This is a genomic window from Luteimonas wenzhouensis, from assembly GCF_007859305.1.
GTDB classification, from domain to species: domain Bacteria; phylum Pseudomonadota; class Gammaproteobacteria; order Xanthomonadales; family Xanthomonadaceae; genus Luteimonas; species Luteimonas wenzhouensis.
The window spans coordinates 1-21,900 of record NZ_VOHE01000010.1 but is presented as its reverse complement, the minus strand read 5'-3'; the positions used below and the strand labels follow the sequence as shown (position 1 = coordinate 21,900).

At 72.2% G+C, this 21,900-nt stretch carries 13 protein-coding genes and 3 pseudogenes; 9 read left to right on the top strand and 7 right to left on the bottom strand.

Annotated elements, in window-relative coordinates; genetic code table 11:
• The first annotated feature begins 7 nt into the window (after positions 1 to 7).
• Together FQY79_RS14235 and FQY79_RS14230 are read left to right on the top strand one after the other, a co-directional pair.
• Complete coding sequence (locus FQY79_RS14235) at positions 8 to 1,957, top strand: lytic transglycosylase domain-containing protein (protein WP_146313555.1); 1,950 nt, start codon at positions 8 to 10, stop codon at positions 1,955 to 1,957.
• 189 nt (positions 1,958 to 2,146) lie between these two features.
• Positions 2,147 to 3,370, top strand: coding sequence for a multifunctional CCA addition/repair protein (locus FQY79_RS14230; RefSeq protein WP_146313554.1), 1,224 nt, complete (start codon positions 2,147 to 2,149; stop codon positions 3,368 to 3,370).
• A 133-nt stretch (positions 3,371 to 3,503) separates the two neighbouring features.
• On the opposite strand, the pseudogene FQY79_RS14225 reads toward FQY79_RS14230, so the two are convergent.
• A pseudogene (locus FQY79_RS14225) lies at positions 3,504 to 4,460 on the bottom strand (DNA topoisomerase IB); the annotation flags it as partial.
• Between FQY79_RS14225 and FQY79_RS14220 the strand changes: the two are divergent.
• Positions 4,448 to 4,867, top strand: a pseudogene (locus tag FQY79_RS14220) (DUF3471 domain-containing protein); the annotation flags it as partial. The pseudogenes FQY79_RS14225 and FQY79_RS14220 sit on opposite strands and share 13 nt — an antisense overlap.
• A gap of 65 nt (positions 4,868 to 4,932) precedes the next feature.
• On the opposite strand, the gene FQY79_RS14215 reads toward FQY79_RS14220, so the two are convergent.
• From FQY79_RS14215 to FQY79_RS14200, 4 genes are all read right to left on the bottom strand, one after another.
• Positions 4,933 to 6,588: a hydantoinase B/oxoprolinase family protein gene (locus tag FQY79_RS14215; protein WP_146313552.1), complete on the bottom strand. Its 1,656-nt coding sequence runs from the start codon at positions 6,586 to 6,588 to the stop codon at positions 4,933 to 4,935.
• Entirely contained in the window at positions 6,585 to 8,639 is a 2,055-nt protein-coding gene (locus FQY79_RS14210; protein WP_146313551.1) for a hydantoinase/oxoprolinase family protein, read from the bottom strand. Before FQY79_RS14210 ends, FQY79_RS14215 begins: the two co-directional genes overlap by 4 nt.
• A 79-nt stretch (positions 8,640 to 8,718) precedes the next feature.
• Complete coding sequence (locus tag FQY79_RS14205) at positions 8,719 to 9,573, bottom strand: PfkB family carbohydrate kinase (protein ID WP_146313550.1); 855 nt, start codon at positions 9,571 to 9,573, stop codon at positions 8,719 to 8,721.
• Positions 9,574 to 9,589: 16 nt separating this feature from the next.
• Positions 9,590 to 10,603, bottom strand: a complete 1,014-nt coding sequence (locus FQY79_RS14200; protein ID WP_146313549.1) for an SIS domain-containing protein — start codon at positions 10,601 to 10,603, stop codon at positions 9,590 to 9,592.
• Between the two features lie 146 nt (positions 10,604 to 10,749).
• Here FQY79_RS14200 and FQY79_RS14195 point away from each other — a divergent pair, with 146 nt between their 5' ends.
• The 5 genes from FQY79_RS14195 (at position 10,750) to FQY79_RS14175 (ending at position 19,451) form a co-directional block, all read left to right on the top strand.
• Positions 10,750 to 11,529, top strand: a complete 780-nt coding sequence (locus FQY79_RS14195; protein ID WP_146313548.1) for a GntR family transcriptional regulator — start codon at positions 10,750 to 10,752, stop codon at positions 11,527 to 11,529.
• 296 nt (positions 11,530 to 11,825) lie between these two features.
• Positions 11,826 to 14,648, top strand: a complete 2,823-nt coding sequence (locus FQY79_RS14190) for a TonB-dependent receptor (protein WP_146313547.1) — start codon at positions 11,826 to 11,828, stop codon at positions 14,646 to 14,648.
• A gap of 68 nt (positions 14,649 to 14,716) precedes the next feature.
• Positions 14,717 to 16,447: a gamma-glutamyltransferase gene (locus FQY79_RS14185; protein WP_222434297.1), complete on the top strand. Its 1,731-nt coding sequence runs from the start codon at positions 14,717 to 14,719 to the stop codon at positions 16,445 to 16,447.
• 28 nt (positions 16,448 to 16,475) lie between these two features.
• Positions 16,476 to 18,095 (top strand): gamma-glutamyltransferase, encoded by a 1,620-nt coding sequence (locus FQY79_RS14180; RefSeq protein ID WP_222434296.1) that lies wholly within the window; start codon positions 16,476 to 16,478, stop codon positions 18,093 to 18,095.
• A gap of 33 nt (positions 18,096 to 18,128) precedes the next feature.
• Positions 18,129 to 19,451, top strand: coding sequence for an MFS transporter (locus FQY79_RS14175; RefSeq protein WP_146313546.1), 1,323 nt, complete (start codon positions 18,129 to 18,131; stop codon positions 19,449 to 19,451).
• A gap of 46 nt (positions 19,452 to 19,497) precedes the next feature.
• Here the strand turns inward: FQY79_RS14175 and FQY79_RS14170 are convergent, their stop codons facing one another.
• Complete coding sequence (locus FQY79_RS14170; protein WP_186760101.1) at positions 19,498 to 21,291, bottom strand: DUF885 domain-containing protein; 1,794 nt, start codon at positions 21,289 to 21,291, stop codon at positions 19,498 to 19,500.
• Between FQY79_RS14170 and FQY79_RS15920 the strand changes: the two genes are divergently transcribed.
• On the top strand, positions 21,238 to 21,597 hold the full coding sequence (locus FQY79_RS15920; protein ID WP_484177364.1) for a GFA family protein: 360 nt from the start codon (positions 21,238 to 21,240) through the stop codon (positions 21,595 to 21,597). The two genes, FQY79_RS14170 and FQY79_RS15920, sit on opposite strands and share 54 nt — an antisense overlap.
• A gap of 24 nt (positions 21,598 to 21,621) precedes the next feature.
• Here the strand turns inward: FQY79_RS15920 and FQY79_RS14160 are convergent.
• Positions 21,622 to 21,900, bottom strand: a pseudogene (locus FQY79_RS14160) (integrase core domain-containing protein); the annotation flags it as partial.

Here is a 21,900-nt window from a genome sequence, read left to right as displayed (position 1 = left end):
TCGGGGGATGTCGAAGCAGCTGCGTATCGTACTCGCCGCGCTCACCCTGCTGGCCGCCCCGGTCCTGCAGGCGCAGGACGATGCCACCCTGCGCGCCGCCTTCGAGGCCGCCGAACGCGGCCTGCCCGCGCCCGCCCTCGCTCCCGACCACCCGGTGAAGCCCTGGGTGGACATGGTCGCCCTGCGCAAGGACATCGACACCCTGCCCGCGGCCCGCGCCCGCGCCTTCCTCGAACGCCATGCCGGCCAGCCGGTGGCCGAGGTGTTCCGCGAGGCCTGGCTGCGCGCCCTGCTCAAGCGCAAGGACTGGGCCGGCTTCCGCGCCGCCTGGTCGCCGGCGGTCACACACACGGCGCTGCGGTGCGCCGAGCTGCAGGCGCGCCTGGAAACCGGCGCCGCCGACGCGCAGTGGATCCGTGACGCCCAGGCGATGTGGCGCAGCAGCGGCAAGTCGCTGCCCAACGAGTGCGACCCGGTGTTCGAGGCGCTCGCCGCGCGCGGCGGCCTGACTGACGCGCTGCGCTGGGAGCGGATCGAACTGGCCGCCGCCGAATGGGAGCCGGGCGTGATGCGCGCCGCCGCCCGCGGGCTGCCGGCCGACCAGCTCGCCCTGGCCAACGACTACGCCGCCTTCGTGCAGGCGCCGCATCCGCGCGCCACGCAGTGGCCGAAGACCGCGCGCAGCCGGCTGGTCGCCTCGCACGGGCTGGCCAGGTTCGCCAAGGACGATCCGCTCGCCGCCGAAGCCCGGCTGCCGGCGATCGCGCGGGCGCTCGACTTCACCGAGGTCGAACGCGGCCGCGTGCTGTACCAGGCGGCGCTGTGGACGGTGGCCTCCTACCTGCCCGACTCGGCGCGCCTGCTGGCCGCGGTCCCGGCCTCGGCCTACGACGAGCGCCTGCACGAGTGGCGCGTGCGCGAGGCCCTGGCGCGCGGCGACTGGAACGCGGCGCTTGCCGCGCTGCGGGCGATGGACCCGGCGCTGCGCAGCCGCTCGCGCTGGCAGTGGTTCGAGGCGCGGATGCTCGAGCTCACCGGCGACCGCGCCGGCGCCCGGGTGCTGTTCGCCAGGGCCGCGACCAAGCCCGACTTCCACGGCTTCCTCGCCGCCGACCGGCTCGACCGCCCCTACGCGCTGTGCCCGTGGTCGCCTGACTGGAGCGAGGCCGAGAAGGCCTCCGTCGCCGCCGATCCCGCGCTGGTGCGGGCGATGGCGCTGTACCGCGCCGACCGCAGCGGCTGGGCGGTGCGCGAATGGAACGACGCGCTGGCCCGCTTCGACGACCGCCAGCGCCGCATCGCGGTGCAGGTGGCGCAGGAGCACGGCTGGTTCGACCGCGCCGTGTTCAACCTCGGCAAGACGCCCGACGAACACCGCCTGTACACCCTGCGCTTCCCGATCCACCATGCCGACCTGATCGAACGCGAGGCGCGCAGGAACGGCCTCGACCCCGCCTGGGTGGCCGCCGAGATCCGCGCCGAGAGCACCTTCAACCCCCGCGCCCGCTCCCCGGCCAACGCCCGCGGCCTGATGCAGGTGCTGCCGAGCACCGGCGCCGCGGTCGCGCGCCGCCTGGGCCTGCCCTGGGGCGGCGCCGAGAGCCTGTACGACCCGGCCACCAACATCACCCTGGGCACCGCCTACCTGCGCGAGAAGGAGCAGATGTACGGCAAGCCCTACGTGGCGATCGCCGCCTACAACGCCGGTCCCACCCCGACCTCGCGCTGGCTGTCGCAGCGCGGGGACATGGACCCGGACATCTGGATCGAAACCATCAGCTACCGCGAGACCCGCGAATACGTCGCCCGCATCCTCGCCTTCAGCGTGCTCTACGACTGGCGCATGTTCGGCACCGCCCGCCCGGTGAGCGAACGCATGCTGGGCGCCGCCGCGGGCAACGGCAAGCGCAAGCGCTTCGAATGCCCCGCGCCGGACGCGGCCCCGCAGGCCGGCTGAGACGGCGCGAGGCTCCGCTCGCCAGTCACCTCCCCCCGTATGCAGCCCCTCCCCCGCTTGCGGGGGAGGGCCGGGGTGGGGGCCGCTTCAGATCGCCGCGCTCAACGATGTCGCATCGGACATCGCCCCCATCCCAACCTTCCCCCGCAAGCGGGGGAAGGAGCTGGGGAGTCGAGGCATCATAGGGCGATGAAAACCTACCTCGTCGGCGGCGCGGTGCGCGACCGGTTGCTGGGCCTGCCGCCCGGCGATCGCGACTTCGTCGTCGTCGGCGAAACCCCCGACTCCATGCTCGCCGCCGGCTTCCGCCCGGTCGGCCGCGACTTCCCCGTGTTCCTGCATCCCGACACCGGCGAGGAGCACGCGCTCGCGCGCACCGAACGCAAGAGCGCGCCGGGCCACCGCGGTTTCGTCGTCCACGCCGACCCGTCCGTCACCCTCGAACAGGACCTCGAGCGCCGCGACTTCACCATCAACGCCATCGCCGAGGACGCCGACGGCAACCTCGTCGATCCCTTCGGCGGCGTGCGCGACCTCGAGGCGCGCGTGCTGCGCCACGTCGGCGCCGCCTTCGTCGAGGATCCGCTGCGCGTGCTGCGCGCCGCGCGCTTCATGGCGCGGTTCGCGCCGCTGGGCTTCCGCGTCGCGCCCGAGACCATGGCGCTCATGCAGCGCATGTCGGCCAGCGGCGAGCTGTCGAGCCTGGTCGCCGAGCGCGTGTGGCAGGAGCTGTGCAAGGCGCTGGCCGCGCCGCAGCCGTCCGCCTTCCTGCGCACGCTGCGCGAGGCCGATGCGCTGGCCGTCGTGCTGCCCGAGGTCGATGCGCTCTACGGCGTGCCGCAGCGCGCCGAGTACCACCCCGAGATCGACACCGGCGCGCACCAGGAACTGGTCAGCGACATGGCCGCCAGGCTCGCGCCGGGCGATACCGTGGTCGGCTTCGCCGCGCTCACCCACGACCTGGGCAAGGCGCTCACCCCGAAGCAGGAGCTGCCGCGCCACATCGGCCACGAGCGCGCCGGCGTCGCCCCGCTGCGCAGGCTGTGCGAACGGCTCAAGGTGCCGCTGGAGCATCGCGACCTGGCGATCATCGCCTGCCGCGAACACCTCAACGTCCACCGCATGCTCGAACTGCGCGACGAGACCGTGCTCGAACTGCTCGAGCGCTGCGACGCGTTCCGCAAGCCCGGTCGGATCGAGAAGCTCGTGATCGCGTGCGAGGCCGACAAGCGCGGCCGCCTCGGACTGGAAGACCAGCCCTACCCGCAAGGGCCCGAACTGCGCCGCCTGCACGCCGCCGCACTGGCGGTGAACGCCCGCGACCTCGCCACCGAAGGCCTCGACGGCCCACGCATCGGCCAGGCCCTGCGCAAGGCCCGCATCGCCGCGATCCGCGCCGCGCGCCAGTCCTGACCGCCGAGCGGGATCCCCCTGTAGGAGCGGCTTCAGCCGCGACCGGGCCACCACGATGCTGGGCTCGCGACGGGTGGATCCGGGTCGCGGCTGAAGCCGCTCCTACAGGGGAGGCAGGGGGTGCAGGGGTGTTTCAGGCGCTGGCCTTGCGGCTTGCGCGCGAGAGGAAGCCCAGCAGGGCGGCTTCCCACTGGCGCGGGCCGCGGGCCCTGGCGGCGCGGCGCTGCAGGCGGCCGTCGCGCCAGCCGTCGAAGACGCGCGGGTCGATGTAGCTCTTGCGGCACACCGTGGGCGTGTTGCCGAGCAGCGCGGACACCGCCGTGCACACTTCGCGGCACACGCCCGCGGCGGCGGTGTCGGAGATCGCGTCGTCGCAGGCGATCGTCGCCAGCTGCCGGAACGCCGCCTCGGTCGCGCCCCAGGTGCGGAAGTCCTTGGCCGTGAACGCCTCGCCCATGCACTCGCGCAGGTAGTCGTTGACGTCGGAGGACTCCACCGCCGCCAGCGTGCCGTCCGCATCCCGGTACTGGAACAGCCGCTGCCCGGGCAGTTCGTGCATCGCCCGCACCAGGCGGCGCAGGCGCGGGTCCTGGATGCCGGCCTCGTGGGCACGGCCGCCCTTGCCGACGAACTGCAGCCGCAGCTCGCCGGCGAGGAAGCGCGCGTGCCGGGTACGCAGCGTGGTCAGGCCGAACGAGCCGTTCTCGCGCGCGTAGCTGTCGTTGCCCACCCGGATCAGCGTGCTGGCCATGATCGCGACCACGCCCGCGAGCACCTTCTCGCGCGGCAGCCCCGGCCGCGCCAGGTCGGCGCGCACGCGGCGGCGCAGCTTCGGCAGCGCGCGGCCGAAGGCGACGATGCGGTCGAACTTGTTGGCATCGCGCAGCGGGCGCCAGTCGGGGTGGTAGCGGTACTGCTTGCGCCCGCGCGCGTCGCGCCCGGTGGCCTGCAGGTGGCCGAGCGGCGAGGCGCAGATCCACACCTGCGTATAGGCCGGCGGGATCGCGAGCGCGCGGATGCGCGAGAGCGTGTCGTCGTCGCGCACCAGCGCGCCGTCGGGATCGCGATAGGAGAACGGCCGAGCGGGTCGACTGGGTGGCGGCCTATGCCGCGGCGGCGGAAAAGTCGAAGGCCCGCGCCGACGACGCCTGGGCCAAGCGCGTGGCCGCGCGCGACAAGCGCTCCAAGCCCTCGCTGCCGCTGTCCGGCTACGCCGCGACCTACCGCGATGCCTGGTACGGCGACGTCGAGGTGAAGCAGGAGAACGGGCGCCTGCTGATGCGCTTCACCCGCAGCCCGCTGCTGGTGGGCGAGCTGCAGCACTGGCAGCACGACACCTTCCTGGTGAAGTGGCGCGAGCGCACGCTCAACGGCGATGCCTTCGTCACCTTCCACCTGGATCCGGACGGCAAGGTGCGCGAGGCGCGGATGGAGGCGGCCTCGGACCTGACCGACTTCAGCTTTGACTTCCAGGACCTGGTGCTCAAGCCCCGGTGACGGGTCAGGCGACGGTGCCGCGGGAGCACGGGGAGGATCCCCCGCGGCACCGCGCCTGGTAGGCGCTAGCGCCCGGACAGCTGCGCGGCGTAGATGCGCTGCGCCGCGACCGGGTCGATCCGGCGTTCGGCGAGGTCGCGCATCACCGCCTCCGGGCTGCGCTCGGCGGGCGGCCCGTAGCCGCCGGCGCCGGGCGTGATCACCGTGACCCGGTCACCCGGCTGCAGGTCGGCGATGCCGTTGGCCACCTGCACGCCGTCGCTGAAGGCGTAGCCGCCGCTGGATCCGGGCAGGCCCCCGGCCAGGCCCCAGGGCTGGCTGCGCATGCGCGAGCCGTCCACCTTGACCCGGCAGCTGCGTTCGGCGCGGTAGACCCGGCGCAGGCCCATGCCGCCGCGGAAGCGCCCGGCGCCGCCGGAGCCGTCGACCATCTCGTAGCGCAGAAGGGTGAGCGGATATTCCTGCTCCAGCGCCTCGGCCGGCAGGTTGGAGGTGTTGGTCATGTGCACGTGCACGCCGTCCAGCCCGTCCTTGGTGGCGCGTGCGCCGGCGCCGCCGCCGATGGTCTCCAGGTAGACCCACAGTTCGCCGTCCGGACGGGTGCCGACGAAGGTGGCCGAGGCCACCGCGCCGTTGCCGGCGGCGGTCACGCGCTCGGGCACGACCTGCGCCAGCGCGCCGTGGACCAGGTCGACGATGCGCTGGCAGGGGGCGATGCGGCCGTTCACCGCGGCCGGATGCCGGCAGTTGAGGATGCTGCCCTCGCGCGCGCTCACGTGCAGCGGCCGCGCCAGCCCGCCGTTGGGCAGGATGGTCGGGTCGACCACGGTCTTGACCGCGTAGTACACCGTCGACAGCAGCGCGGTGAACACCATGTTCAGTCCGGCGCGGACCTGGTCGGGGCCGTCGAAGCGCAGGTGCATCTCGTCGCCCTGCACCCGCACCTCGCACTCGAACACCATCTCGCCGTCGATGGCCGGATTGTCGAAGCGGTCGCTGAAGCGGTAGGTGCCGTCGGGAATGGCGGCGATGCCGGCGCGCATCTTGCGCTCGGCGTAGTCCATCAGCTCCTGGCCCGCCGACAGCACCACCTCGCGGCCGTACTTGGCGCACAGCTTGCCCAGGCGCTCGCAGGCGAGGCGGTTGGCGGCCATCTGCGCGCGCAGGTCGGAGATGCGCTCGCGCGGAACCTGGCAGTTGAGCAGGAACATCGCCTGCAGGTCCTCCTGCAGCACGCCGGCCCGGTACAGCCGGATCGGCGGGATGCGCAGGCCCTCCTGGTAGATGTGGGCGTGGCCGCGGTCCTCGAAGTCGGCGTGGTGGGCGGTGTTGACCGCCCAGGCCACCAGCGCGCCGTCGTAGAACACCGGCTCGGCGATCACGATGTCCGGCAGGTGGGTGGCGCCGCCCTCGTAGGCGTCGTTGCCGATGAACACGTCGCCGGGACGGATCTCCTCCGGCGCATGGCGCTTGAGGATGTGCGGGATGATGCCGAGGAAGCTGCCCAGGTGCATCGGGATGTGCTCGGCCTGGCACAGCGCCTGGCCGGAGGTGTCGAACAGCGCGGTGGAGCAGTCGCGCCGCTCCTTGATGTTGGCCGAGTGGCTGGCGCGGACCAGGGCCTCGCCCATCTCCTCCACGATCGAGGACAGGGCGCTGCCGATGACCTCGACCGTGATCGGATCGACCGGGACCCGCGCGGTTGCGGTGGAGGTGCTCATGCTCCGAACTCCAGAATCAGGTTGAGGTAGGGCTCGACCGTGGCGGTCATGCCGGGCAGGACCACGGTGGTGGTGTCCATCTGTTCGACGATCGCCGGGCCGGCGATGCGGTTGCCGGCCTCGAGCCGCGCGCGGTCGTAGACCGGGCAGTCGACGAAGTCGCCGTACTCAGGCATCCACACCTGGCGCCGGCCGGCGAGGGCCGGGGACGGGTCCGGACCGGCGTCGGGCTGCGGCCGGAACGCGGCCTTGCGCACCCGGCCGGTGGCGCCGGCGCGGCAGGTCACCAGCTGGACCGGCTCGCCTTCGGCCGAGAACCCGTACAGGCGCTCGTGCTCGGCGGCGAAGCGGGCGGCGACGGTCTCCAGGGTGGCCGGCCCGATCGGGCCGTCGGGCACCTGCACCGCGATCTCGTAGTTCTGGCCGAGGTAGCGCACGTCGATGGAGCGTGCCAGGGCGCGGTCGGCCGGATCGATGCGCTCGTCCCGGAACCAGGCCTCGGCCTGGCGCTCCAGCGCGGCGAAGGCCCGTTCCAGCGGGCCGGCGGCGCCGGCGTCGAGCTGCCGCATCAGGCTGCCGGCGAAATCGGCGCGCAGGTCGGTCAGCAGCAGACCGGTGGCGCTGAGGATGCCGGGGGTCAGCGGCACGATCACCCGCGTCATCTCCAGCTCCCGCGCCAGGCGCGCGGCATGGAGCGGGCCGGCGCCGCCGAAGGCGACCAGGCTGTAGTCGCGCGGGTCGTGCCCGCGCTGCACGCTGATCACGCGGATCGCGCGGGCCATGTTGGCGGTCACCACCGAGAGGATGCCCTGGGCGGTCTCCATGACCCCCAGGCCGAGGCGCCCGGCCAGCCGCTCCACTGCCGCCACCGCCAGCTGCCGGTCGATCGGCATGCGCCCCGCCAGCAGGTGCGTGGGATTGAGCGTCTGCAGCACCACGTTGGCGTCGGTCACCGTGGGCTCGGTGTTGCCGCGGCCGTAGCACACCGGGCCCGGGTCGGCGCCGGCGCTGCGCGGGCCGACCTTGAGCAGGCCGCCGTTGTCCACGTAGGCGATCGAGCCGCCGCCGGCGCCGACGGTGTGGATGTCCAGCATCGGCGCCTTGATCGGGTAGCCGTGCACCACCGCCTCGCTGGCCAGCGCGCAGCGGCCGTCCTGGAGCAGGGCCACGTCGCTGCTGGTGCCGCCGACGTCGAAGGTGATGAGGTTGCCGAAGCCGGTCTGCTCGCCGATGGCCTGGGCCGCGACCACGCCCGTGCTCGGGCCGGACAGGACGGTGCGCACCGGCAGGCGCGAGGCCTGCTCGAAGCCGATCACGCCGCCGTTGGACTGGGTCAGGTGCGGCGCGACCCCCAGCCCCAGCGCGGCCAGGCGGTCGGCCAGGCGGCGGATGTAGCGCTCCATCACCGGGCCCAGGTAGGCGTTGACGACGGTGGTGGACATGCGCTCGTACTCGCGGAACTCGGGCGCCACCTCGGAGGAGACGGAGACGAACGCGTCGGGGAACTCCTCGGCCACGATCCTGCGCGCGGTCTGCTCGTGCTCGGGCCGGACGAACCCGTACAGGAAGCTGATCGCCACCGAGCGCACGCCGGCCTCGCGCAGCGCGCGCGCGGCCTCGCGCACGGCCTGCTCGTCCAGGGCGGTCTCGACGCTGCCATCGTGGCGCACGCGCTCGGGCACCTCCAGGCGCAGGTCGCGGGCGACCAGGACCGGCGGCTTGTCGGCCTGGAGGTCGTACAGCTCGGGGCGCTTCTGCCGGCCGATCTCCAGCAGGTCGCGGAAGCCGTCGGTGGTGATCAGGCCGGTGGGCACGCCGCGGAGCTGGATCAGCGCGTTGGTGCCGACCGTGGTGCCGTGGCCGAAGTAGCCCACCGCGTCCGGGGTCGCCCCGACGCGCTGCAGGGCCTCGGCCACGCCCTGGGCGATGCCGCGCGAGGGATCGTCGGGGGTCGAGGAGACCTTCCAGATCTCGGTCCGCCCGCTGCCTTCTTCAAACAGGTAGACGTCGGTGAACGTGCCGCCGGAATCCACGCCAATACGCCAATTCATGCGATGCCCTTGAGGAATGAGGGAGTGGGGCGGCGCGCGCCGCGCGCCGCGGTGTGCAGGCGGAGCAGGACGCGCGGGTTCACGGCGCGCGCTCCAGGTGGTGGCCGCCGTCGCCGTCCCAGGGGCGGCCGTGGCCGAAGCCGCCCTGCCAGCCGCAGACCTGGGCGGCGAAGCGCGCCCCGGCCTGGAGGCAGTCCGGCAGCGGCCGGCCGTCCAGCCGGGCGAGCAGGAAGGCGGTGATGAAGCCGTCGCCGGCGCCGAGCGTGTCCACCACCTCGGCCGGGAACACGTCCTGGCGGTGGACGCCGCCGCCAGCGTCCGCGGCCAGCGCCCCGGCCGCGCCGCGGGTGGCCACCGCGCAGCGCGCGCCGTGGCCGATGCAGCGCTCCAGCAGCGCCCGGCAGTCCTCCTCGCGCAGGTGGGCGGCCGAAAGGAACAGCACGTCCATCGCGCCGGCGACCTGGCCCAGCAGCGCGTCGTCCCAGCGGTCGGAGCAGTCGAAGGACAGCTGCCGCGCCGCCGCCGCCAGGCGCGGCAGCTCCGGGCCCAGGTCGCTGTAGACGCTGGTGTGCACGAGGTCGAAGCCGGCCACGTAGTCGAAGTCGGCGTCGCTCAGCCGGTACTGCGCCCGCACGCCCGGATGGGACCCGAGGAAGCGCCGGTCGCCGCGGTCGTGGGACACGAACGCGCGGGCGTTCTCGCCCGGGCGCACGCGCACCCGGGACACGTCCACGTCCTCGGCGCGCAGCGCGTCGAGGACCAGGCGCCCGCCGGCGTCCTCGCCCACGCAGCCCAGGTAGGCGCTGCGGGCCCCGAGGCGGCGCGCCAGCGCCGCCACGTTGACCGCGTTGCCGCCCGGGTACTGGACCCGGGCGGAGACGTAGGTGTCGACGGTGTTGTCGCCGATGCCGAGGATGCGATGGTGGCTGGCCATGGTCGTCGCGCCGCGCTCAGTATTCGGTCTTCCACATGTAACGGCGCGTGCTGAGCGGCTGGCCGCGCAGGTCGGACAGGTGCTCGGACAACCGCTTGAGGGCGGCCTGCAACACGTAGGGCGCGACGATCGGGCGGATCGCCGGGGCGATGCCCTCCATCTCGTAGTCGCGGGAATCGTAGATCATCAGGCGCCTGGCGTGCTTGTTGCAGAAGCGCAGCACGCGCTCCATCAGCGGCCGGCTGGGATCCTCGCCCAGGATCAGGATCAGCGGGGTGTCCCCGTCGACGATCTCGAAGGGGCCGTGGAAGAACTCGGCCGCCTCGATCGGGTAGCTGTGCAGCCACAGCATCTCCATCAGGATGCACACGCCGAACACGTAGGCCGGGGTGAAGCCGGGGCCGGAGGCCACGTGGTACAGGTTGTGGTCGTGCTGGTACGCCTGCGCGTCGGCGCGGGCGCGGGCGTCGTTGCCGGCGGCCGCGTCGGCGATCACGCCGGGCAGCGCCGACAGCGACGACAGCAGCTCGTCGGCGTGCGGCCAGCCGTCGCGCTCGGCCAGCAGGCCGCCGACCACCGCCTGCATCAGCATGAACAGCGCCACGAAGGACTCGCCGGTGTCGCCGGCCAGGAAGCCCTTCTGGGCCAGCCCGGCCAGCGGGCTGTCGCCCTTCAGGGTGAAGCCGACCGTGCGACAGGGCTTGCCGCGCAGGTACTCGGCCGCGGCGACCGTCTCCGGCGTGGTCCCCGACTTGGAGGCCAGCAGGACCAGGGTGCGCTCGTCCAGCCGGGGCGGATCCTGCGCCATCAGCTCGGACGGGAAGTAGCGGCGGACCTCCAGCGACGGGCTGAAATGCTCGATCCAGTACTGTATCCCCTGCATGGCGCGGTTGGCCGAGCCGTGCGCGACGAAATAGATGCGGTCCACCTCGCCGGCCAAGCTGCGCCCGAGCGCCATCGCTTCCGGCAATGCCGATACGGTCTGGGCCAGTCCGGACAGGATGGCGCTGCGATTCACTTCCGATGCCATGGGTGTAGCTCTCCGTTGGTATATACCAATAACGAAGGTGAGACTACCAATTGCATCGACCAAGTACAACAGGCAGATCGAAGCCAGAGCTGGCTTTGCTAGTCCACAATCTGCGATGGTTAACCGTCCCTTCCTCCTGCCAGGCCATGGTCCAAGACACCGCCACCCCGATCCCGCCGCCCGCCGTCGCCCTGGACGAGACGGTCCCCGCCTATAAAGCCATCCAGAAATTCATCCTCGACCTGATCCGCGGGCCGGACTACGGGCCCGGGGACCGGATCCCGTCGGAGCGGGCCCTGGCCGAGCAGCTTGGGAAGAACCGGATGACGGTGCGCAAGGCGATCGACGGTCTGGTCGCGCAGGGCCTGCTGGAGCGCAACAGCACCAGCGGCACCCGCATCCCCATGCCGCGGGTGATGCGGCCGATCGATGCGCGGACCTCGCTCGGCATCACCCGGATCATCCAGAGCGGCGGCAGCGTGGCCGGCAACAAGCTGCTGCACTTCGAGCAGACCCGCGCCAGCGCCCAGGTCGCCGAACACCTGCAGATCAAGGAGGGCAGCGAGATCGTCATGTTCCGCCGCCTGTGGACGGTCAACGACACGCCCTGCTGCATAGAGACCAGCCACATCCCCCTGGGCCTGGTGCCCGGGCTGGCCGCCGAGGACCTGATGGCCGGGCAGTCGCTGTACGGGCTGCTGCGCGACCGCTACGGCATCGGGACGGTGACCGGCGAGCGCCAGATATCGGTCGCCGCCGGCAGCGACATGGAGGCGCGGCTGCTCGGCCTGCCCGCCGGCTCGGCCTGCCTGCTGCTGCGCCTGGAGGTCTACGACGAGCAGGGCCGGCCGGTCGAGTACATGCGATCGGTCAACCATCCCGGGTTGGTGATGTTCAAGACCTCCAAGGCCGAGATGACGGCCTGAGCGTGCATGGCGGCGGTCGCGGCCGCTCTCCTCGCCCCCGGTTCCCGGGAGGCTCCCGCTGCGCGGGCGTGAAATTGGTGCTATGCCACTTGCATATTGGTCTAGACCAATGTAACTCTTGTGACACGCTTCTGGGACGGGCCGGTCTACCGGGGTCGCCTATTGGTATACGCCGGTCCGGCCCCCGGGCGCGGTGATGGCCATCCCGAACCAGAACGGTGCCGTGCCAGCCGTGGGCGACCTCGCGGGAGCGGCGGACTGGCGTTGACGTCTATGCGAGAGAGGAAAGCGTACCCATGAGTGCAACGACACCCAGGCTCGGCGTGCTGGCCGCGGCGTGCATGCTGGCGATCAGCGGCATGCCGGCCGCGGCCCAGGACCAGCCGCAGGAGGCTTCCCCGGGCACGGATCAGCCCATCCAGCTCGAAACCGTGGCAGTGACCGGCTCGCGCATACGCCGCGTGGACGCGGAAACCGCCAACCCGGTGTTCACCATGAGCCGGGAAACGATCGAGAAGTCCGGCTACATGACCGTGGGCGAGCTGCTGCAGCAGCTGCCCAACATCGCCGGTGCCGGCATGACCACCGGCGACAACTCCTACGGGGGCACCGGCGCCTCGACCATCTCGCTGCGCGGCCTGGGCAGCGAGCGCACCCTGATCCTGCTCAACGGCGTGCGCTACTACGCAGGCGACGTCAATGCGCTGCCGGCCAACATGATCCAGCGCATCGAGGTGCTGAAGGACGGCGCCTCGGTGGTGTACGGCTCCGACGCCATCGCCGGCGTGGTCAACGTCATCACCCGCCAGGACCTGGACGGGGTGGAGTTCAGCGCCTACTACGGCGCCAGCGACAAGGGCGATGCCCAGACCCAGAGCTACCAGCTGACCTTCGGCAGGACGTTCGACGGCGGCGCCTTCGTCGGCGGCCTGAACTACGGCAAGCAGAAGGCGATGTGGCGCACCGACCGCGACTGGTCCCGGGTCAGCCAGTCGCTCAGCTACGGCAGGCCGGTGTTCGCCGGCTCGTCGACCATCCCCAACGGCCGCTTCGCGGTGCCGCGCGCCACCGCGGCCGCGCTGGACCCGTCGCTGGACTGCGGCAATGCGGGCAACACCGCCAGCACCGTCTACCTGACCCGGAGGGACGGCGCGGCCGGCACCTCGCCGGCCGACTTCCGCTGCTACATCGCCTCGGGCGAGGGCAACGACACGTACGAGTTCTCGGGCGAGACCCAGCTGGGCACGCCGCAGGACCGCTACAGCCTGTTCCTCAACGGCAGCTACGACCTCTCCCCCTCGGTGACCTTCTTCGCCGACGGCTTCTACACCCATACCCGTTCCGACTCGACCCTGGCCTCCGACCCGCTGCTGGCGGGCAACTACGGCGTGGTCGCCTCGGGCGACGGCATCTACAACCCGTTCGGCACGGACATCGGCAACTTCAGCATCCGCCTGGTGGACCTGGGGCCGCGGGTGCGCACCTACGACCGCGACGACGTGCAGGTGACCACCGGCCTGCGCGGCCGGCTCGGCCGCTTCGACTGGGACACCGCGTTCACCTACGCCAAGCAGCAGCAGCGCATCACCAAGACCGGGAGCATCTACCTGCCCGCGCTGCAGGACGCGATCGGCCCCTCGTTCGTCGACGCCGGCGGCGTGGCCCGTTGCGGCGCCCCGGGCGCGGTGATCGCCAACTGCACCCCGCTCAACGTGTTCGGCCCGCTCACCCGGGAGCAGCTGCAGGCGTTCTCGCCGACCCTGATCAACCTGTACGACGGCGAGCAGACCGATTTCCTGGCCAACATCACCGGCGACCTGTTCGACCTTCCGGCCGGCCCGGTGGGCGCGGCCTTCGGCTACGAGTACCGGCGGCAGAAGTCCGATTTCCAGCCCGACTACCTGCTGGCCAACCGGATGGTCGACGCCACTCCCGAGGCGCCCTCGCGGGGCAGCTACGACGTGAACGAGGTCTATGCCGAGTTCAGCGCGCCGCTGCTGGCCGACCGGCCGTTCGCCCAGGCGCTGAACCTGACCGCCGGCGTGCGCTACTCCGACTACTCCAGCTTCGGCGACACCACCAACGCCAAGCTCGGGCTGGAGTGGCGCCCGTACGCCGACCTGCTGCTGCGCGCCAGCTATGCCGACATCTTCCGCGCCCCGACCATCGACGACCTGTACGGCGGCCAGACCGGCGACACGCCGACGGTCAACGACCCGTGCTCCGGGGCGGCCGCCGGCGTGGGCGCGTGCGCGGACGTGCCCGCCGGCTTCATCGGCGAGCGGCAGCCGCCCGCCACCAACGGCAGCAATCCGAACCTGCAGCCGGAGACCGGCCGCGCCACCAACGTGGGCTTCGTCTACAACCCGTCCTTCTACACCCCGCTGACGGTCTCCGTGGACTTCTGGCAGTACCGCATCGAGGACGCCATCGTGGCCCCGGGCGCGCAGACCATCCTGGACCTGTGCTACCGCTCCGGGCTGCCGTCGTACTGTTCGCTGGTGAGCCGCGGTCCCCAGGGCAACATCGTCAACATCGACAACACCCTGGCCAACGTCGGCACCATCGAGACCCGGGGCGTGGACCTGGGCCTGTACTGGACCCTCGGCCAGACCCGCTTCGGACGCTTCCAGCTCAGCTTCGACGGCACCTACCTGGATTCGTACGACTACACCGCCGTGTCCGACCAGCCCGGTACCCGGGTCGGCTACGCGGGCAAGTGGAAGGGCTCGGACTCCGGCGGCCTGGGCAACTTCGCCCGCAACCGCGCGCGGACCACGCTGAACTGGTCGCAGGGCGACTTCAGCGCGGCGCTGACCCACCGCTACGTGTCGCATGTCTACGTCGACAACCTGGACACCGCCGCCGGTGCGCACTGCGACGGCAGCCGCGCCGTGGTGGACACGCCGCAGGGCGGGGTGGTGTGCAAGTACAAGGTGCCGGCCTACAACTACGTGGACCTGTCCGGCGCGTGGCAGTACCAGCCGTGGAACGCGACCTTCAGCCTGGGTGTGAACAACCTGTTCGACAAGGAGATGGACAGGTTCGCGGTGGACTACAGCACCTACGACGTGATCGGGCGCTTCGTCTACGCGCGGATGAGCTTCGCGTTCGAGTGACGCCGCCGCGGCCGCCGCGCCGCGTGCGCGGCGGCCGCGCGCCTTATCCACAGCAGACAGGAGAGCACGTGAGTACCCGCAACGATCATCCCGACGCCACGGGCCGCCGCCGGTTCATGGCCGGCGCCGCCGCCGTGGGCCTGGGCGCGGCCGCCGGGGCCGCGCTGCCGGCGCTGGCCCGGCCGGCGCGCCCCCAGGGCCTGGACGGCCTGGCCGCGCATCCCGGTCCGAAGCGGATGGCCACCGCCGACGGCGCGATGGTGGTCACCTCCAACCCGCTGGCCACGCGCGCCGGCATCGAGGTGCTGCGCGAGGGCGGCAACGCCTGCGACGCGGTGCTGGCCGCGGCGATGGTGCAGCTGGTCACCGAGCCGCACATGACCTCGATCACCGGCGGCCTGAGCATGATGTACCGGGACGCGGCCAGCGGCGAGGCGACCTACCTCAACGGCAACATCAACGCCCCCCTGGCGCCGCTGCCGGGCTACGGCGGCGCGGACCTGTACACCGGCCGCGGCGTGCCGGTGCCCGGCTGGTGGCCCGCGTTCGAGGCCGCGCGCCAGCGCTGGGGGCGCACCGGCCGGGCGCGGCTGATGCGCGACGCGATCGACATCGCGCGCGAAGGGTTCGCGGTCGATCCGCGCCTGTTCGCCAGCTACAGCTCCTCGGCCGGCAACATCGGCATCCATCCGCAGGGGCGCGAGGTGTTCTGGCCCGACGGCTACCTGGTGATGCCGGGCCAGGCCCTGCGCCAGGCGCGGGTGGCGCGCACCCTGGAGCGCCTGCGCGACGAGGGCATGGACTACTACAACGGCGATTTCGCCCGTGCCTTCAGCGCGGAATGCCAGCGCGGCGGCGGGGTGATCGTGCCCGAGGACCTGCGCGCCTACCGGCCGATGTTCCAGCGGCCGGTGCAGGGCACGTACCGCGACCGCTACACGGTGATCGGCTCGCCGGCGCCCGACGACGGCGGCATGATGCTGGTGGAGGCGCTGAACCTGCTCGAGCACGTCGACCTGGCCCGCCTGGGCCCGGCCTCGGAGTCGTTCGAGACGCTGCAGTGGCTGATCCGGGTGCACAACGAGGTCTACTACGCGCCGCCGCGGCAGGGCGACCTGGACACCGCGCCGGAGGACGTGGCCCTGCTGCTGTCCAAGGAATACGCGGCCCGGCGCTTCGAGCTGATGTCGCAGCGCGACCCGCAGCCGGCCGGGCGGATCATGCCCACGCCGGGCACCATCCACATCTCGGCGATGGACCGCGACCGCAACGTCGCCAGCTGCACCCACTCGCACATGGCCGGCGGCTGGGAGAACGGCCTGTTCGCCGAGGGCTTCCAGCTGTCGGGCGGCGGTTCGTTCTTCCAGCGGATCCTGCCGCAGCCGGGCGCCCGGGCCACCGTCTACCTGGCGCCGAACATCGTCATGCGCGGCGACGTGCCGGTGATCGCCTCCGGCTCGCCCTCGGTGTCGCTGGTGGCCTGCGTGCTGCAGAACCTGGTGAACCTGATGGACTTCGGCATGGACATCGAGGCCTCGGTGCACCAGCCGCGCTTCGGCGCGCGCCCGCACAATCCGCAGAACGGCTGGGAGCGCGGCAACATCCTCGAATGCGGCTTCTCCGAGGACATCCAGCGGCAATACCTGGAGTGGGCCGGAAAGCGCCGCCTGTGGCACAGGCTGGTCCAGCCCTGGGCCGCCCTGACCGGCGGTTTCGAGGCGGTGGTGCAGGACCCGGACAGCGGGCGGCTGTCGGCCTGCGCCGACCCGCGCCGGGCCGGCGTGGCGATGGGACTGTGAGCGTGGTCGCGGGCGGCGGGGGGCGGCCATGAACCTGGACGAGCGCACCGCGCTGATGGCGCAGGCCCGCTTCGGGCGCAAGCGGCGGGTGGAAGCGGGCAAGGCCATGGTGGTCAGTTCCGACCCGCTGGCCACGCGCGCGGGGCTGGACGTGCTGCGCGAGGGCGGCAACGCCTGCGACGCGGTGCTGGCCGCCGCGGCGATGCAACTGGTCACCGAGCCGCACATGACCTCGATCACCGGCGGCCTGAGCATGATGTACTGGGACGCGGCCAGCGGCGAGGCGGCCTACCTCAACGGCAACATCAGCGCGCCGCTGGCCGAGCTGCCGGGCTTCAGCGGCGCCGACCTGTACACCGGCCGTGGCGTGCCGGTGCCCGGCTGGTGGCCCGCGTTCGAGGCCGCGCGCCAGCGCTGGGGCCGCACCGGCCGGGCGCGGCTGATGCGCGACGCGATCGAGGTGGCGCGCGAAGGCTTCCCGATGGACCCGTACCTGTACGGGGTGATGTACGGCAGGCAGGAAGGGATCGGCGTGCATGTCCAGGGGCGCGAGGTGTTCTGGCCCCAGGGGCACCTGCTCACCCAGGGCGAGACCGTGGTCCAGGCGCGGGTGGCGCGCACCCTGGAGCGCCTGCGCGACGAGGGCATGGACTACTACAACGGCGATTTCGCCCGTGCCTTCAGCGCGGAATGCCAGCGCGGCGGCGGGGTGATCGTGCCCGAGGACCTGCGCGCCTACCGGCCGATGTTCCAGCGGCCGGTGCAGGGCACGTACCGCGACCGCTACACGGTGATCGGCTCGCCGGCGCCCGACGACGGCGGCATGATGCTGGTGGAGGCGCTGAACCTGCTCGAGCACGTCGACCTGGCCCGCCTGGGCCCGGCCTCGGAGTCGTTCGAGACGCTGCAGTGGCTGATCCGGGTGCACAACGAGGTCTACTACGCGCCGCCGCGGCAGGGCGACCTGGACAGCGCGCCGGTGGAGACCGGCATCCTGCTGTCCAAGGAGTACGCGGCCCGGCGCTTCGAGCTGATGCGCGTGCGCGAGCCGCGGGCCACCGGCGTGCCCATGCCCACGCCGGGGACCATCCACCTGGCCGCGGTGGACAAGGACGGCAACATCGCCAGCTGCACCCACTCGCACATGGCGTCGGGGTGGCCCAACGGCCTGTTCGCCGAGGGCTTCCAGCTGTCGGGCGGCGGCTCGTTCTTCCAGCGGATCCTGCCGCAGCCGGGCGCCCGGGCCACCGTCTACCTGGCGCCGAACATCGTCCTGCGCGACGGCCGGCCGGTGATCGTCTCCGGCTCGCCCTCGGTGTCGCTGGTGGCCTGCGTGCTGCAGAACCTGGTGAACCTGATGGACTTCGGCATGGACATCGAGGCCTCGGTGCACCAGCCGCGCTTCGGCGCGCGCCCGCACAATCCGCAGAACGGCTGGGAACGCGGCAACACACTGGAGTCCGATTTCGCGCCGCAGATGCAGGAGCGGTTCGTCGCCTGGGCCCGGGAGCGGCGGCTGTGGCACCAGCGGGTGCACCCGCGCTGCACGCTCACCGGCAACTTCGAGGCCATCACCCTGGACCCGGCCAGCGGCCTGCTGGCCTCGTGCGCCGACCCGCGCCGCTGCGGCAGCGTCGAAGGCTACTGACGCGCCCCTGTTTCCTTTCTCCTGGAGTCCCCGATGCACGATCCCTCCGCGGCGGCGCACGCGCCGCCCCCGCACGACCCCGATGCCGGCTCGCCCGTGTGGCGCCGGGTGCTGTTCACCGCCGTGCTCGGGAACGTGGTGGAGTGGTACGACCATGCGCTGTACGGCATCCTGGCGGTGTTCATGTCGCGGATCTTCTTCCCGGAGGGAGACCCCTACGCGGCGCTGATCGCCACCTACGTCGGCCTGATCGCCTCGTATGCGATCAGGCCGGTCGGCGGGGTGGTGATGGGGCGGTTGAGCGACCTGCGCGGCCACCGCTTCACCCTGGTCCTCACCATCGCGCTGATGACCGTCGGCACGGTGCTGATCGGCGTGCTGCCCGGCTACGCGGCCATCGGCATCGCCGCGCCGATCCTGCTGATGCTGTGCCGGCTGGTGCAGGGCGTGGGCGCCAGCGGCGAGTACACCGTGGCGGCCAACTTCATCCTCGAGCACGGGCCGCGCCGGCGCCGCCAGTACCTGGCGGGATGGAGCGTGGGTTCGACCTCGCTCGGGCCGCTGCTGGCCTCCATCGTCGCCCTGGCGCTGATCGTGGGCCTGCCCGAGGACGCCTTCACACACTGGGGCTGGCGCATCCCGTTCCTGCTGGCCGCGCCGCTGGGCCTGGTCACGCTGTACATCCGCCGCAGCGTGCCGGAGCTGCCCCGCATCCAGCAGGCGCTGGAGCAGGCCGCCGAGGAGGCGCCGCCGCCGCGCCCGTTCACCGAGGCGGTGCGGGGCCACTGGCGGCAGATGTGCCAGGTGATCCTGCTGGGCGCCGGGCAGCGGGTGGGCACCTTCTGCATCCAGACCTACTTCGTGGTCGCCCTGATCAACTCCGACTTCGGCGCCGACAGGGCGCTGCTGGCCTCGATCCTGACCTACCTCATCGGCCCTCCGGCCGCGATCTGGGGCGGCCTGCTGGCCGACCGCCATGGCGGCCGGACCGTGCTGCTGGTCGGCTACGCGGCCTTCGTGCTGTTCACCGTGCCGACCTTCACCGCGCTGGGCGGCGGCTCGGTGGTGGTGGCCACCGCCGCGGTGGTCGGCTTCACCTTCATCAACAACTTCGTCGGCGCGCCGCTGACCCACGCCTACGTGCTGACCTTCCCGCCGGAGGTGCGCGGCACCGCCGCGGCGCTGAACTTCAACGTCGGCACGACCCTGATCGGCTCCACCGCGCCGCTGATGGCCACCTGGCTGCACATGCGCACCGGCACCGACGTCTCGTTCGGCTGGTACATGACCGGCGCCTGCCTGGTCTCGCTGCTGGTGGCCGCGTTCGCCTTCCCGCGTCCGGCGGCCGATGCCTGAAGCGCCGCCCGGCGCCCCGTCGCAGGGGCGCCGGGCGGGGTGCGGCTCAGCGGATCGGCTCGTCCAGCATCAGCTGGCGGACGAAGCGCACCGGCGGGGCACCGTGGGACAGGACCTGGTCGTGGTAGGTCTTCGCGTCGAAACGCTCGCCCAGCTCCGCCTCCGCCGCGGCACGCATGTCGAAGTGCTCCTGCGCGCCGACGAAGTAGGTCGGCAGCTGCGCCGAGGTCAGCTGCGCGCGCACCCACTTGCCGGCGGCCTCGCGCTCCTGCTGGAAGGTCTTCCGGACCATCAGGTCCATGGCCTGCTCGCGGCTCCAGCCGTCCACGTGCACGCCCTGGTCGAGGATCGCGTTGGCGATGGTGCGCAGGTAGAACTTCAGCTGCACCAGGCGGAACAGCGGGTCGTTGCCAAGGTAGCCGGCGTCGGCCATCACCTTCTCGGTGTACACTGCCCAGCCCTCGGCGAACGGACCGGAGCGCAGCACCGCGCGCAGGGTGGAGGGATGCCGCGCCGAGTGCCAGCCCTCCAGGTAGTGGCCGGGCGTGCCCTCGTGGATGCTCAGCAGGTGGATCATGCGCGAGTTGTATTCGCGCAGGAATGAGTCCACCTGTTCCTGGGTCCATTCCTCCGGGATCGGCGAGACCGCGTAGAAGGTCTTGAGGTTGCGGTCCAGCGGGCCGGGCGAGTCGCAATAGGCCACCGCCACGCCGCGCTGGAATTCGGGCATCTCGATGATTTCCACCGGCGCGTCGGGCAGGGTCACCAGGTCCTTCTCCCGCACGAACGCCGTGGCCTGCGCCAGCGCCGCCTCGGCGTCGGGGACCACGCGGTCGCGCGCCGGGCGCTCGGCGTAGGCCAGCTCCAGTGCGGCCTCGATCGCCGCCTGCTGCTGTTCCGGGGTCGGGGAGTCCGGCAGTTCGGGGACACCCGGGCGGTCGGCCAGCACCGTGCGGGCGATGCCGTACATCTCCGCGCGCACGCGCTCCAGCTCGGCCTCGGCGCGCTGGCGGATCTGCGCGCGCGACAGCGAGGACAGCAGGGCGAACTGCAGCTTGCGGTCGTACAGCTCCGCGCCGATGCGGAAGTCGCCGCGCGCGTTCGGGACCAGGGTCCGGTCCAGCCATGCCTGGTGCTCGACCACGGCCGCGCGCAGGCCGGCGATCGCCTCCTCGGCGGCCCGGCGGTCGGCCGCGTCCAGCTGGTCCAGCGCCGGGACCACGAGCAGGTCCACCAGGCCCAGCAGGCCGGAGTTCTGCCGGGCCACGGTCTCGGCGTGGATCTTCGGCACCCGCGCCGGATCGAGGTTGGCGCGCGCCTGCGCCAGCAGGCCGGGGATCAGGCGCATGCGCGCGGTGGCCGACCTGAGGCGTTCGGGCAGCGGCGCGAACTCGCGCGCCATCAGTCCGTAGATCGCGCTGCCGGCGAGGTCGCCGTAGACCTGCGGGTCCCAGGCCCAGGGCTGCAGCACTTCCGCGCTCCAGATGTCGTACTCCAGGCGGTTGCGCAGGATCGCGGCGTCGACCTGGTTGTCGCGGGACAGCGCGGCCACGTCCAGCGCATCCAGTTCGGCCAGCAGGGCGCGGCTGGTCTCCAGCGCCTGGCGGCGGCCCTCGGCGGAGAGGTCGTCCAGCTCGGCGTCATGGCGGTGGTCGCCGGCCTGGGTGGCGGCCACCGGCGACAAGCGCATCCAGGCCTCGAGCGCGCGCGCGGACAGGTCAGCGAAGGCGGCGTCGGCCGGGCTGGGCGCGGTGGCGGTGGACGCGGCTTCCGGGGCTTCGGGCTTCTGGCAGGCCGCCAGCGGCGCGAGCAGGGCGAGGGCCAGCAGGCAGGGGCGCAGGTTCGGGCGCATGGCTATACCGGTGTCGAGGGATGGCGCAGGATAGGGGCAAGGCGCCGCCCATGCCCCTGCCATTGGCTGGGCCGCGCCACCACGCACGGGGAGGACACCCTGAAGTACCAGGGAAGCTGCCATTGCGGCGGCATCGCGTTCACCGTCGAAGGACAGATCGACCAGGTGGTCGACTGCAACTGCTCGATGTGCCGGCGGCGCGGCGGCCTGCTGTGGTTCGTGCCGGCCAGCGCGTTCGAGCTGGCCACCCCGCGCGAGCGGCTGGGCACCTACCTGTTCAACCGCAAGCACTGACCTGAGTATGGAACTTGTAGCCAATCAGGCAGTGAGTCCGGGGTGAATGGTATCGGGTTCCGACCAGTTCCGGCGAACGGTCGCCGGGGGGTTGTAGCCATGGGCGCTGTGCGGCCGCTGCTCGTTGTAGAACTGTCGCCAGCGTTCGATCAGCACCTTCGCTTCGGCGCGGCTTACGGAACCATTCCCGGTTCAGAAGCTCGTCCCGAAGCTTGCCGTTGAAGCTCTCGACGAACCCGTTCTGCCAGGGGCTACCCGGCGCGATGAAGGCCGGGCCGATCGCCGCGTCGCGCAGCCAGCGCA

Coding starts and splice junctions, on each gene's coding strand:
- FQY79_RS14180 (WP_222434296.1), top strand. CDS start 16,476: ATGAACCTGGACGAGCGCACCGCGCTGATGGCGCAGGCCCGCTTCGGG.
- FQY79_RS14175 (WP_146313546.1), top strand. CDS start 18,129: ATGCACGATCCCTCCGCGGCGGCGCACGCGCCGCCCCCGCACGACCCC.
- FQY79_RS14190 (WP_146313547.1), top strand. CDS start 11,826: ATGAGTGCAACGACACCCAGGCTCGGCGTGCTGGCCGCGGCGTGCATG.
- FQY79_RS14200 (WP_146313549.1), bottom strand. CDS start 10,603: ATGGCATCGGAAGTGAATCGCAGCGCCATCCTGTCCGGACTGGCCCAG.
- FQY79_RS14230 (WP_146313554.1), top strand. CDS start 2,147: ATGAAAACCTACCTCGTCGGCGGCGCGGTGCGCGACCGGTTGCTGGGC.
- FQY79_RS14235 (WP_146313555.1), top strand. CDS start 8: ATGTCGAAGCAGCTGCGTATCGTACTCGCCGCGCTCACCCTGCTGGCC.
- FQY79_RS14205 (WP_146313550.1), bottom strand. CDS start 9,573: ATGGCCAGCCACCATCGCATCCTCGGCATCGGCGACAACACCGTCGAC.
- FQY79_RS14215 (WP_146313552.1), bottom strand. CDS start 6,588: ATGAGCACCTCCACCGCAACCGCGCGGGTCCCGGTCGATCCGATCACG.
- FQY79_RS14210 (WP_146313551.1), bottom strand. CDS start 8,639: ATGAATTGGCGTATTGGCGTGGATTCCGGCGGCACGTTCACCGACGTC.
- FQY79_RS14195 (WP_146313548.1), top strand. CDS start 10,750: ATGGTCCAAGACACCGCCACCCCGATCCCGCCGCCCGCCGTCGCCCTG.